This window comes from Streptococcus mitis, from assembly GCF_002096925.1.
In the GTDB taxonomy this organism is placed as follows: Bacteria; Bacillota; Bacilli; order Lactobacillales; family Streptococcaceae; genus Streptococcus; species Streptococcus mitis_AF.
The window spans coordinates 1-12,870 of sequence record NZ_NCVN01000003.1 but is presented as its reverse complement, the minus strand read 5'-3'; the positions used below and the strand labels follow the sequence as shown (position 1 = coordinate 12,870).

Here is a 12,870-nt window from a genome sequence, read left to right as displayed (position 1 = left end):
CCAAAGATAAATCTCACTATACGATTACTGGCTATCTTCAATTAATTAAGGAAGCTGTTGATAATTTTAATAAACTGTATGGTAGTTTGAATAATATACAAGTATCAATCAAGCATTGGTCAACGGATAGTTTTCCTGAATCAGGTGATAAACCACAGGAATTATTGAATAAGCAAATTGTTAGGGAATGTGATGCAGCTGTTGCTATATTTTGGACAAGATTTGGTACAGCAACAGATAATTATGGATCAGGAACGGAAGAAGAAATTGAGGAGATGCTATCAGCTGATAAACAAGTTTTTATGTACTTTTTAGAAGCTCCGATAATTCCGTCTAATATAGACATTAAGCAATATGAAAAAGTGCAAGAATTTAAAGAAAGATATAAAGATAGAGGGATATTTTTTATAGTTAATGACGAGAGTGATTTTCAAAGGCTTTTTACAAATCATCTATCACTTTATTTTTTAAAATTAATTACAGAAAAAGAAACTTATCAAAACGAAAATATAAAACCGTTTGTGACAATAAGGGATAAAAATACATTATCTGACGAAAATGTTTTACCTAAACAATTTAGTTTACTGGAGTCAAAATTTATCAATGAAAAGCAAAGTAGGATTAATGAATATATAGATGAACTAAACAGTACCGTAATTTCTGAAGAATCAGGTATATTAGAAGATAAAACTAAAAAGTTGATCATGCCTTCAAAAGAAGATGCGAATGTTGATTTTCTTTATAAAATGGCTGATTCTGTGGTTATTAGTGATGAATTCAAAGATACTATAAATGATTTCGTTAAAGAAAACCAAATCAAACTACATGAAAATTTTTGGTACTTAGGAAATTTAAGGAAAGATAAATTTCAGGTGAAAATTCCTTTCGGTAACAGTAGTCCTTCGTATATAGGGTCTGACAAGGAAAAGAAACGCTTTTCTAAATTAAACAAATTATATTGGGAAATAATATCTTACAAAGAGTATATTGAATATTTCACATACATAGATAACATTAAATTTGTCGAATTAATCGTTTCTAACTTAGGTAAAACATATGATGAAGATATCGATATAAAACTGATGGTACCAAAAGGTTGTCTGCTAAAACATAATAACTTACTTTATCCAGAAGAGAACATAATTGAGGAGATACAGGGAATTGAATTAGATGAATTTCTATTTAAAATTAAAGAAAGTGACTCAGTTGATGCTTACGCTTATTTTCAAATAATCCCATCAAATATAGAAAGAATTAATATTAATCCGCTTATCGCATATACTACAAGACCTGGTTATGAAGATCAAAAATACAACTATAAAAACTTTTTAGAACACATATTTATATATAAAAATTTTACAAATTCAGAATTTGATATTTTAAGATTTGGCATTGAGTATTTGAAACATAACTCCTCAATGGCATTTCCATCGATACTAATGTTTGAGAATGTTCCTCAAACGATTGAATATGAGATTACTTCAAAATATATACCGGATGTAGTGAAGGGTAAGATACATTTAAAAATTGATTAATAGGTGTTTAATTGGTTAATAGAGCTCAGGAAGTATTCAGAAAATTTAGGTAGTAAGGAAATAATAAATAAAGAAATAGATTTGATTAGTGAGTTTGAATATAATAATGATTTTTACCGTGTTTATGAATTGCGCGAGGATAATGGAGATTATTCTAGAATTGTTAGAGAGTCTAAGAAAGGTATGTATATAGAAAGTACCAAAAAGGTTAAAAAGATATTAGGTTTAAATACTGAAAAATAGTTTTTGTTGTTAAAATATTGTTAATGCAAAATAAAAAGCTTTAGAAATCAATATTTCTAAGGCCTTTTAAACTTATTAACTCTACTCCCACTCAACGGTTGCAGGTGGTTTACTTGTAATATCATAGACGATGCGGTTAACATGATCCACTTCATTTACGATACGCACTGAGATTTTTTGAAGTACTTCCCATGGAATCTTTGCAAAATCAGCAGTCATACCATCGATAGAGGTGATAGCACGGATTGCAATCGTGTAGTCATATGTACGACCGTCACCCATAACACCGACTGAACGAACACCTGTGTTAACTGTGAAGTATTGCCAGATATCGCGGTCAAGGCCAGCTTTAGCAATTTCCTCACGAAGAATAGCGTCTGACTCACGAACGGTTTCAAGTTTTTCTTCAGTAATTTCTCCCATGACACGGATAGCAAGTCCTGGTCCTGGGAATGGTTGGCGCCATACGATATGGTCTGGCATACCAAGCTCTGTACCAAGGGCACGAACTTCGTCTTTATAGAGAGTGTTGAGTGGTTCAATCAATTCAAACTGCATGTCTTCTGGAAGACCACCCACGTTGTGGTGTGACTTGATAGTTTGAGCTGTATCTGTACCAGACTCGATAACGTCTGTATATAAGGTACCTTGAGCAAGGAATTTCACATCTTTGAGCTTGCTTGCTTCGTCATCAAAGACATAAACAAACTCGTTACCGATGATTTTACGTTTTTGTTCAGGGTCAGAAACTCCTGCAAGTTTATCAAGGAAACGTTTAGCAGCGTCTGCTTTGACGATATTCAACCCAAACTTACCACCAAGCATTTCCATAACTTGGTCCGCTTCTCCTTTACGAAGAAGACCGTGGTCTACGAAGATACAGATCAATTGATTGCCAATAGCCTTTTGGAGAAGAACTCCAACAACTGAAGAGTCAACACCACCTGATAGACCGAGAAGGACACGTTTATCACCGACGGTTTCACGAATTTTTTGGATCTGCATATCAATGAAGTTATCCATTGACCAGTCGCCTTTAGCTTTACAGATGTTAAGAGCAAAGTTACGAAGGATATCATTTCCGTACACAGAATGACGAACTTCTGGGTGGAATTGGATACCGTAAATGTGTTTATCTGAGTTTTCGATGGCTGCGTATGGGCAGTCAGCTGATGTACCTGTACGAACAAAGTCAGCAGGAATCTCAGTAACCGCATCACCATGGCTCATCAAAACAGTCTGTTCGTCTGGTGTTGATTCAAAAAGAGCTGATGGGGTGTGAGTAAGAGTTGATTGACCGTATTCACGATTTCCAGCATCGCCTGCAGGAACAACTTTTCCTCCAAGTTTATGGGTCAACAACTGCATACCGTAACAGATTCCCAAAATAGGTATTCCGAGTTCGAAGATTTCTGGGTCAATATCGAATGAACCATCTTCGTATACAGAATTTGGACCACCTGAAAGGATAATTCCTACAGGGTTGATTTCACGAACTTCAGCAGCTGAAATTTTATGGCTTTTCAGTTCTGAAAAAACACCAATCTCACGGATACGGCGTGAAATCAGCTGGTTGTATTGGCTACCATAGTCCAATACGATGATTTTTTCTACATCTTGCAAATCAGTTGAAATGTTGCTCATCTTTTTCCTTTCCCAAAAGAAATATCTTTTTTCAATATTCTATCACAAATAAGGGCGAATTACCAACTAAACAAGGCGAAGTTTGACTTTTTCTAGTTTATTGGGGTACAATAGAGAAAAGATAGAAATGAAGTGAAAAATATGCTACCCGCTTATATGAAAATCCATGATCAGATTAAAAAGGATATTGACGAACATCGTTGGGCCATTGGCGAGAGGCTTCCCAGTGAACGAGATTTAGCAGAGCAGTTTGCAGTCAGTCGCATGACCCTTCGCCAAGCTGTATCTCTATTAGTCGAAGAAGGCGTTTTAGAGCGTCGTGTAGGAAGCGGCACCTTTGTTTCCAGTACTCGAGTACAAGAAAAGATGCGAGGGACAACCAGTTTTACTGAAATTGTTAAGTCCCAAGGTAAAGTTCCCTCTAGCCAGCTCATTTCCTACAGAAAAACTATTCCCAATGAGCAGGAAGTTGCCAAGTTAGGAATTTCTCCAACGGAGAATATTATCCGAATGGAACGTGTTCGCTATGCCGACCAAGTTCCTCTGGTTTATGAAGTTGCTTCTATTCCTGAAAAATTCATTAAGGACTTTAAAAAAGAAGAAATCACCAGTCATTTCTTCCAAACCTTGCAAAAACACGGCTACCGTATAGGCAAATCACAGCAGACAATCTATGCTCGTCTTGCTAAAGAAAAGATTGCCCACTATTTGGAAGTTGAAAAAGGACATGCTATTCTTGGTTTAACTCAGGTTTCCTACCTAGAAGATGGTACTGCATTTGAATACGTAAAAAGTCAGTATGTAGGCGAACGTTTTGAATTTTATCTTGAGAATAACTAGTCTAGAAAGGCTAGTTTTTTTGCTTTCTTAAAAGATTAGAATTGTCAAAACAATCTGTCTAGGCTTGATTTTATCGCTTATTTACTATAAAATGAAAAGGAAAAACGTCAAACTTTTATATTGCAAATAGGAGAAAACATGACAAAAACATTAAAACGTCCTGAGGTTTTATCACCTGCAGGGACTTTAGAGAAGCTAAAGGTAGCTGTTCAGTATGGAGCAGATGCTGTCTTTATCGGTGGTCAGGCCTATGGTCTTCGTAGCCGTGCCGGAAACTTTACCTTTGAACAGATGGAAGAAGGTGTCCAGTTTGCGGCTAAGTATGGAGCTAAGGTCTATGTAGCTGCCAACATGGTTATGCACGAAGGAAATGAAGCTGGTGCTGGTGAGTGGTTCCGTAAACTACGTGATATCGGAATCGCGGCAGTTATCGTGTCTGACCCAGCCTTGATTATGATTGCAGCGACTGAAGCACCAGGCCTTGAAATTCACCTTTCAACTCAAGCCAGTGCGACTAACTATGAAACTCTTGAGTTTTGGAAGGAACTGGGCTTAACTCGTGTTGTTTTGGCGCGTGAGGTTTCAATGGAAGAATTAGCTGAAATTCGCAAACGTACAGATGTTGAGATTGAAGCCTTTGTCCACGGAGCTATGTGTATCTCTTACTCTGGTCGTTGTACACTTTCTAATCACATGAGTATGCGTGATGCCAACCGAGGTGGTTGCTCTCAATCTTGCCGTTGGAAGTATGACCTTTACGATATGCCATTTGGTCAAGAACGCAAGAGCTTGAAAGGTGAGATTCCAGAAGAATTTTCAATGTCAGCCGTTGATATGTCTATGATTGACCATATCCCAGATATGATTGAAAATGGTGTGGACAGTCTAAAAATCGAAGGACGTATGAAGTCTATTCACTACGTATCAACAGTAACCAACTGCTACAAGGCGGCTGTTGATGCTTATCTAGAAAGTCCAGAAAAATTTGAAGCTATCAAGCAAGACTTGATTGATGAGATGTGGAAGGTTGCCCAACGTGAATTAGCAACAGGTTTCTACTATGGTACACCATCTGAAAATGAGCAGTTATTTGGTGCTCGTCGTAAAATTCCTGAGTATAAGTTTGTTGCTGAAGTCGTTTCTTATGATGATGCGACACAAACAGCGACTATTCGCCAACGGAACGTCATTAACGAAGGTGATCAAGTTGAGTTTTATGGCCCAGGTTTCCGTCATTTTGAAACTTATATTGAAGATTTGCATGATGCCAAAGGCAATAAAATCGACCGCGCTCCAAATCCAATGGAACTCTTGACAATCAAAGTCCCACAACCTGTTCAAGCAGGAGATATGGTTCGAGCTCTCAAAGAAGGACTTATCAATCTTTATAAGGAAGATGGCACCAGCGTCACAGTTCGTGCTTAATAAGCGTGCAGGAGACGAAAGCTTTCTAGTTGCTTTCCCTTTAATCCTACTTACTAAAGAGCATTAGGTTAAAGAAAATATATTAATTTCCATCCGAGATTTCATCTCGGATTTTTCATTATTTTTCAGAAAGACCTAGATAATGGAGGGATTTGTTACAAGTTTTTTCCAAAGTTTTCTATATAATAGACTTAAAAATAGTAAAATTGTAAATAATTTTCATTAAACGCTTTCAACGTAAGTAAAAAGTTGACAAATCCAATTTTTAGGACTAAACTAAGTAAGTAAATTTTAATTAAAAGGAGAATTCGTCATGAATTTAACATTTTTCGGTCTATGTCTTGCCTGTATGGGTGTATCTCTTGGTGAAGGTATGTTGATGAACGGTTTGTTGAAATCAGTTGCTCGCCAACCAGATATCATCTCAGAACTACGTAGTTTGATGATCCTAGGGGTTGCCTTTATTGAAGGTACTTTCTTCGTTACTCTTGTCTTTTCATTTATCATCAAATAAAAGAAGTATAAATTGAAAAAGGGAGGATTTTAGATGGAAGAAAGTATTAATCCAACCATCAATATTGGTCCTGTTACCTTTAATTTAACCATAGTAGTTTTGACTTTGTTGACTGTAGCACTTATTTTTGGCTTTATTTATTGGGCAACTCGAAATATGACTTTGAGACCCACAGGAAAACAAAATGTATTAGAGTATTTATTTGATTTTGTTGTTGGATTTACAAAATCAAACCTTGGTCCAATGATAAAGGATTATTCTCTCTTTTATTTCTGTTTATTCCTATTTATGGCCATTGCAAATAACATTGGCTTAATGGCTAGAATTCAGACTACAGATGGTGTAAATCTTTGGACCTCACCAACAGCAAATTTGTCATTTGACTTGGTCTTGTCTTTTACAATTATCTTAATGACCCACGTAGAGGGAATTCGTCGTCGTGGAATCAAAAAGTATTTAAAAGCATTTGTAACACCAGGTTTTATGACACCAATGAATCTTTTGGAAGAAGTTACCAATCTCCTTTCACTTGCATTGCGGGTATTTGGTAATATCTTTGCAGGAGAAGTGATGGCAAGTATGTTAGTCCTACTTTCTCATCAGGCCTTCTATTGGTATCCTATTGCTTTTGGAACAAATCTAATCTGGACTGCATTTTCTGTTTTTATTTCTTGTGTACAAGCATATGTATTTACATTATTATCTTCAATGTACCTAGGAAATAAAATTAATGATGAAGAATAGAAAGGAGTAGTTTATGAATGTAACAGTAGGTGAATTACTTGGTGATTTTATACTAATCGCTGGTTCCTTTATTCTCTTGCTAGTCTTGGTTAAGAAATACGCTTGGTCAAATTTGACTAGCATTTTCGAACAAAGAGCAGAAAAAATTGCAGCAGATATTGACGGAGCTGAACAAGCACGTCAAAAAGCAGAAGTATTGGCTCAAAAACGCGAAGATGAATTGGCTGGTAGCCGTAAAGAAGCTAAGACAATCATTGAGAATGCGAAAGAAACAGCTGAGAAAAGCAAAGCTAGTATTTTAGCAGATGCTAAGCTAGAAGCAGGACGCTTGAAAGAAAAAGCGAACCAAGAAATTGCTCAAAATAAAGCTGAAGCTTTACAAAGTGTTAAGGGTGAGGTAGCAGATTTGACAATCAGCTTGGCTGGTAAAATCATCTCACAAAACCTTGACGGTCATGCCCATAAAGAACTCATTGATCAGTATATCGATCAGTTAGGAGAAGCTTAATGGACAAGAAAACAGTAAAGGTAATTGAAAAATACAGCATGCCTTTTGTCCAATTGGTTTTAGAAAAAGGAGAAGAAGACCGTATCTTTTCAGACTTAGCTCAAATCAAGCAAGTTGCTGAAGAAACAGGCTTACCTTCTTTTTTAAAAAAAGTGGCAGTAGACGAGTCTGACAAGGAAAAAACGATTACGTTCTTCCAAGATTCAGTGTCATCTTTATTGCAAAACTTTATCCAGGTTCTTATCTACAATCACAGAGCAAATCTTTTTTATGATATTCTTGTAGATTGCTTGAACCGACTTGAAAAAGAAACAAATCGATTTGAAGTGACGATTACGTCAGCTCATCCTTTAACTGATGAACAGAAGAGTCGCTTGCTCCCTTTGATTGAGAAAAAAATGTCTCTTAAAGTAAGGAGTGTAAAAGAACAAATCGATGAAAGTCTTATTGGTGGTTTTGTCATTTTTGCCAATCACAAGACAATTGATGTGAGTATTAAACAACAACTTAAAGTTGTTAAAGAAAATTTGAAATAGAAAGTGGTGTTCTTTTGGCAATTAACGCACAAGAAATCAGCGCTTTAATTAAGCAACAAATTGAAAATTTCAAACCCAATTTTGATGTGACTGAAACAGGTGTTGTAACCTATATCGGGGATGGTATCGCGCGTGCTCACGGCCTTGAAAATGCCATGAGTGGAGAGTTGTTGATTTTTGAAAACGGCTCTTATGGTATGGCTCAAAACTTGGAGTCAACAGATGTTGGTATTATCATCCTGGGTGACTTTACAGATATCCGTGAAGGCGATACAATCCGCCGTACAGGTAAAATCATGGAAGTCCCAGTAGGTGAAAGTCTGATTGGTCGTGTTGTGGATCCGCTTGGTCGTCCAGTTGACGGTCTTGGAGAAATCCACACTGACAAAACTCGTCCAGTAGAAGCGCCAGCTCCTGGTGTTATGCAACGTAAGTCTGTATCAGAACCCTTGCAAACTGGTTTGAAAGCTATCGACGCCCTTGTACCGATTGGTCGTGGTCAACGTGAGTTGATTATCGGTGACCGTCAGACAGGGAAAACAACTATTGCGATTGATACAATCTTGAACCAAAAAGGTCAAGATATGATCTGTATCTACGTAGCGATTGGACAAAAAGAGTCAACAGTTCGTACGCAAGTAGAAACACTACGTCAGTACGGTGCCTTGGACTACACAATCGTTGTGACAGCCTCTGCTTCACAACCATCTCCATTGCTTTTCCTAGCTCCTTATGCTGGGGTTGCCATGGCGGAAGAATTTATGTACCAAGGGAAGCATGTTTTGATTGTTTATGATGATCTTTCAAAACAAGCGGTAGCTTATCGTGAACTGTCTCTCTTGCTTCGTCGTCCACCAGGTCGTGAAGCATTCCCAGGGGATGTTTTCTACCTTCACAGCCGTTTGCTTGAGCGCTCAGCTAAAGTTTCTGATGAACTTGGCGGTGGATCTATTACAGCCCTACCGTTTATCGAGACACAAGCAGGAGATATCTCTGCCTATATTGCAACCAACGTGATTTCAATCACTGATGGACAAATCTTCCTTGGTGATGGTCTCTTCAATGCAGGTATTCGTCCAGCCATTGACGCGGGTTCATCTGTATCTCGTGTAGGTGGTTCTGCACAAATTAAAGCCATGAAAAAGGTTGCTGGTACACTTCGTATTGACCTTGCTTCATACCGTGAGTTGGAAGCCTTCACTAAGTTTGGTTCTGATTTGGACGCAGCAACACAGGCTAAGTTGAACCGTGGACGTCGTACAGTTGAAGTCTTGAAACAACCTGTTCACAAACCATTACCTGTTGAGAAACAAGTAACCATTCTCTATGCTTTGACACATGGTTTCTTGGATACTGTTCCAGTAGATGATATTGTTCGTTTCGAGGAAGAGTTCCATGCCTTCTTTGATGCTCAACATCCAGAGATTTTGGAAACCATTCGTGATACAAAAGACTTGCCAGAAGAAGCAGTCTTGGATGCTGCGATTACAGAGTTTCTCAATCAAACCAGCTTCCAATAAGAATAGAGGTGTCAGATGGCAGTATCTCTAAATGATATTAAAACAAAAATCGCCTCAACAAAAAATACGAGTCAAATCACTAATGCCATGCAGATGGTATCAGCTGCTAAGCTAGGTCGTTCTGAAGAAGCTGCTCGCAACTTCCAAGTTTATGCTCAGAAAGTTCGTAAACTTTTGACGGATATTCTTCATGGTAATGGAGCCGGTAGTTCAACCAATCCGATGTTGATTAGCCGTCCAGTTAAGAAGACAGGCTATATCGTCATTACTTCAGACCGAGGTTTGGTTGGAGGTTATAATTCCTCTATTCTGAAAGCCGTTATGGAGTTGAAGGAGGAATACCATCCAGACGGTAAAGGTTTTGAAATCATCTGTATTGGTGGAATGGGAGCTGATTTCTTTAAAGCTCGTGGTATTCAACCACTTTATGAATTACGTGGCTTGGCAGACCAACCTAGCTTTGATGAAGTCCGTAAGATTATTTCAAAAACTGTTGAAATGTACCAAAATGAACTTTTTGATGAACTCTATGTCTGCTATAACCACCATGTCAATACGCTAACCAGTCAAATGCGTGTGGAACAAATGCTTCCGATTGTTGACTTGGATCCAAATGAAGCAGATGACAGTTACAGTTTGACCTTTGAATTGGAAACTAGCCGAGAAGAAATTTTGGAGCAGTTGTTGCCTCAGTTTGCAGAAAGTATGATTTACGGGGCTATTATCGATGCTAAGACAGCTGAAAATGCTGCAGGTATGACAGCCATGCAAACAGCGACAGATAATGCTAAGAAAGTCATTAATGATTTGACAATTCAGTATAACCGTGCCAGACAGGCGGCGATTACACAAGAAATTACAGAAATCGTAGCAGGAGCTAGTGCCTTAGAATAGGCTCTAGTCCAGCTCGTATGAAAATGAACTTAGGACCTAGTTAAGCTAGGACCGACAGTATCTTATATAGAATAGGAGAAGGAGATGAGTTCAGGTAAAATTGCTCAGGTTATCGGTCCCGTTGTAGACGTCTTGTTTGCAGCAGGGGAAAAACTTCCTGAGATTAACAATGCACTTGTCGTCTACAAAAATGACGAAGGAAAAACAAAAATCGTCCTTGAAGTAGCCTTGGAGTTGGGAGATGGTATGATCCGTACTATCGCCATGGAATCAACAGATGGCTTGACTCGTGGAATGGAAGTATTGGACACAGGTCGTCCAATCTCTGTACCAGTAGGTAAAGAAACTTTGGGACGTGTCTTCAATGTTTTGGGAGATACCATTGACTTGGAAGCTCCTTTTACAGAAGATGCAGAGCGTCAGCCAATTCATAAAAAAGCTCCAACTTTTGATGAGTTGTCTACCTCTTCCGAAATCCTTGAAACAGGGATTAAGGTTATCGACCTTCTTGCCCCTTATCTTAAAGGTGGTAAGGTTGGACTTTTCGGTGGTGCCGGAGTTGGTAAAACCGTCTTGATTCAAGAATTGATTCACAACATTGCCCAAGAACACGGTGGTATCTCAGTATTTACTGGTGTTGGGGAACGTACTCGTGAGGGGAATGACCTTTACTGGGAAATGAAAGAATCAGGCGTTATCGAGAAAACAGCCATGGTATTTGGTCAGATGAATGAGCCACCAGGAGCACGTATGCGTGTTGCCCTTACTGGTTTGACAATCGCTGAATACTTCCGTGATGTAGAAGGACAAGACGTGCTTCTCTTTATCGATAATATCTTCCGTTTCACTCAGGCTGGTTCAGAAGTATCTGCCCTTTTGGGTCGTATGCCATCAGCCGTTGGTTACCAACCAACACTTGCTACGGAAATGGGTCAATTGCAAGAGCGTATCACATCAACTAAGAAGGGGTCTGTAACCTCTATCCAGGCTATCTATGTGCCAGCGGATGACTATACTGATCCAGCACCAGCAACAGCCTTCGCTCACTTAGACTCAACAACTAACTTGGAACGTAAGTTGGTACAATTGGGTATCTACCCAGCCGTTGACCCACTTGCTTCAAGCTCACGTGCCTTGGCACCTGAAATCGTTGGAGAAGAGCACTATGCAGTTGCTGCTGAAGTAAAACGTGTCCTTCAACGTTACCATGAGTTGCAAGATATCATTGCCATCCTTGGTATGGATGAGCTTTCTGATGAAGAAAAGACCTTGGTTGCTCGTGCCCGTCGTATCCAGTTCTTCTTGTCACAAAACTTCAACGTTGCGGAACAATTTACTGGTCAGCCAGGTTCTTATGTTCCAGTTGCTGAAACTGTTCGTGGCTTTAAGGAAATCCTTGATGGTAAACATGACCAGTTACCAGAAGATGCCTTCCGTGGTGTAGGTTCTATCGAAGATGTGATTGCAAAAGCTGAAAAAATGGGATTTTAAGAGGTGATCTATGGCTCAGTTAACTGTCCAGATCGTGACACCAGATGGTCTCGTCTATGATCACCATGCCAGCTATGTATCGGTTCGAACTCTGGATGGTGAGATGGGGATCTTGCCACGACATGAAAATATGATTGCGGTTTTAGCAGTTGATGAAGTAAAGGTGAAACGTATTGATGATGAAGATCACGTGAACTGGATTGCAGTAAACGGAGGCGTTATTGAAATTGCCAATGATATCATCACAATCGTTGCTGATTCTGCAGAACGTGCTCGTGATATCGATGTTAGTCGTGCAGAACGTGCCAAACTTCGAGCAGAGCGTGAAATTGAAGAAGCACAAGACAAACACTTGATTGACCAAGAACGTCGTGCGAAGATTGCACTGCAACGTGCCATTAACCGTATTAATGTCGGAAATAGACTATAAGAAAAAAGGAGCCTGGGACAATAGTCCCTTATTTCCAAAAAAAGCAACGGATTTGCCGTTGCTTTTTTGCATGGTTGCGATAGTCTTGGTAAAATAGAATTGCACAATAAACCATTTAGAAAGGCTATCCCATGCATATTCACTATAACACAAATCAAACAACTTTACCACTAGAAATCAGTTCTTTCTTTCCACAGGATCATCTCGTCTTTACTATTGAAAAAGTGGTGAATACCTTGGAAGATTGTCACTTCCATGCCTTCTATCATGCCTTTGCTCGTCCGTCTTATCACCCTAAAATGCTTATAGCTACTCTTCTATTTGCCTATTCACAAGGGATTTTCTCTGGACGAAAAATCGAAAAAATGATGATTGAAAATCTCGCTATGCAATACCTAACAGGACCGTTGGTTGTCAGCTATCGCACCATCAATCGTTTTCGAGTCGCTGAAGGGATGGAAGAACTCATACGTAATCTTTTCATGGACCTCAATCTTCATTTAAAAATGGAAGAGTTAGTGACCTTAGATTGTCTGTTTATTGACG

General features: G+C 38.7%; 14 protein-coding genes. 13 read left to right on the top strand and 1 reads right to left on the bottom strand.

Annotation, left to right across the window (positions count from 1 at the left end; genetic code table 11):
- Positions 1-86: 86 nt before the first annotated feature.
- Both B7692_RS00600 and B7692_RS00595 read left to right on the top strand, forming a co-directional pair.
- On the top strand, positions 87-1,535 hold the full coding sequence (locus tag B7692_RS00600) for a hypothetical protein (protein WP_239822358.1): 1,449 nt from the start codon (positions 87-89) through the stop codon (positions 1,533-1,535).
- Between the two features lie 3 nt (positions 1,536-1,538).
- Entirely contained in the window at positions 1,539-1,778 is a 240-nt protein-coding gene (locus tag B7692_RS00595) for a hypothetical protein (RefSeq protein ID WP_084929607.1), read from the top strand.
- A gap of 81 nt (positions 1,779-1,859) precedes the next feature.
- Here the strand turns inward: B7692_RS00595 and guaA are convergent, their stop codons facing one another.
- The gene (gene guaA, locus B7692_RS00590) at positions 1,860-3,422 is read right to left on the bottom strand and encodes a glutamine-hydrolyzing GMP synthase (protein WP_084929606.1); all 1,563 of its coding nucleotides are present in this window, start codon (positions 3,420-3,422) and stop codon (positions 1,860-1,862) included.
- Between the two features lie 141 nt (positions 3,423-3,563).
- On the opposite strand from guaA, the gene B7692_RS00585 reads away from it, so the two are divergent.
- The 11 genes from B7692_RS00585 to B7692_RS00535 form a co-directional block, all read left to right on the top strand.
- The gene (locus tag B7692_RS00585; RefSeq protein WP_000936191.1) at positions 3,564-4,262 is read left to right on the top strand and encodes a GntR family transcriptional regulator; all 699 of its coding nucleotides are present in this window, start codon (positions 3,564-3,566) and stop codon (positions 4,260-4,262) included.
- Positions 4,263-4,400: 138 nt separating this feature from the next.
- Positions 4,401-5,687 carry a peptidase U32 family protein gene (locus B7692_RS00580; RefSeq protein ID WP_049535202.1) on the top strand — a complete coding sequence of 429 codons (1,287 nt, stop codon included), beginning with the start codon at positions 4,401-4,403 and terminating at the stop codon, positions 5,685-5,687.
- Between the two features lie 313 nt (positions 5,688-6,000).
- Positions 6,001-6,201, top strand: a complete 201-nt coding sequence (locus B7692_RS00575; protein WP_001054560.1) for a F0F1 ATP synthase subunit C — start codon at positions 6,001-6,003, stop codon at positions 6,199-6,201.
- A gap of 33 nt (positions 6,202-6,234) precedes the next feature.
- Positions 6,235-6,945, top strand: coding sequence for a F0F1 ATP synthase subunit A (gene atpB, locus B7692_RS00570; protein ID WP_000392870.1), 711 nt, complete (start codon positions 6,235-6,237; stop codon positions 6,943-6,945).
- Positions 6,946-6,958: 13 nt separating this feature from the next.
- Complete coding sequence (atpF, locus tag B7692_RS00565) at positions 6,959-7,453, top strand: F0F1 ATP synthase subunit B (protein WP_001103468.1); 495 nt, start codon at positions 6,959-6,961, stop codon at positions 7,451-7,453.
- On the top strand, positions 7,453-7,989 hold the full coding sequence (locus tag B7692_RS00560) for a F0F1 ATP synthase subunit delta (RefSeq protein ID WP_084929605.1): 537 nt from the start codon (positions 7,453-7,455) through the stop codon (positions 7,987-7,989). The genes atpF and B7692_RS00560 overlap by 1 nt, the downstream gene beginning before the upstream one ends.
- 14 nt (positions 7,990-8,003) lie before the next feature.
- The gene (gene atpA / locus B7692_RS00555; RefSeq protein WP_000996629.1) at positions 8,004-9,509 is read left to right on the top strand and encodes a F0F1 ATP synthase subunit alpha; all 1,506 of its coding nucleotides are present in this window, start codon (positions 8,004-8,006) and stop codon (positions 9,507-9,509) included.
- A gap of 15 nt (positions 9,510-9,524) precedes the next feature.
- Positions 9,525-10,403 carry a F0F1 ATP synthase subunit gamma gene (locus B7692_RS00550; RefSeq protein WP_084924218.1) on the top strand — a complete coding sequence of 293 codons (879 nt, stop codon included), beginning with the start codon at positions 9,525-9,527 and terminating at the stop codon, positions 10,401-10,403.
- Between the two features lie 84 nt (positions 10,404-10,487).
- The gene (atpD, locus tag B7692_RS00545; RefSeq protein ID WP_084929604.1) at positions 10,488-11,894 is read left to right on the top strand and encodes a F0F1 ATP synthase subunit beta; all 1,407 of its coding nucleotides are present in this window, start codon (positions 10,488-10,490) and stop codon (positions 11,892-11,894) included.
- A 10-nt stretch (positions 11,895-11,904) separates the two neighbouring features.
- A complete protein-coding gene (locus tag B7692_RS00540; RefSeq protein WP_084929603.1) occupies positions 11,905-12,324 on the top strand; it encodes a F0F1 ATP synthase subunit epsilon in 420 nt (139 codons plus the stop codon).
- Positions 12,325-12,455: 131 nt separating this feature from the next.
- A partial coding sequence (locus B7692_RS00535; protein WP_142360006.1) for a transposase occupies positions 12,456-12,870 on the top strand: 415 nt, incomplete at its 3' end.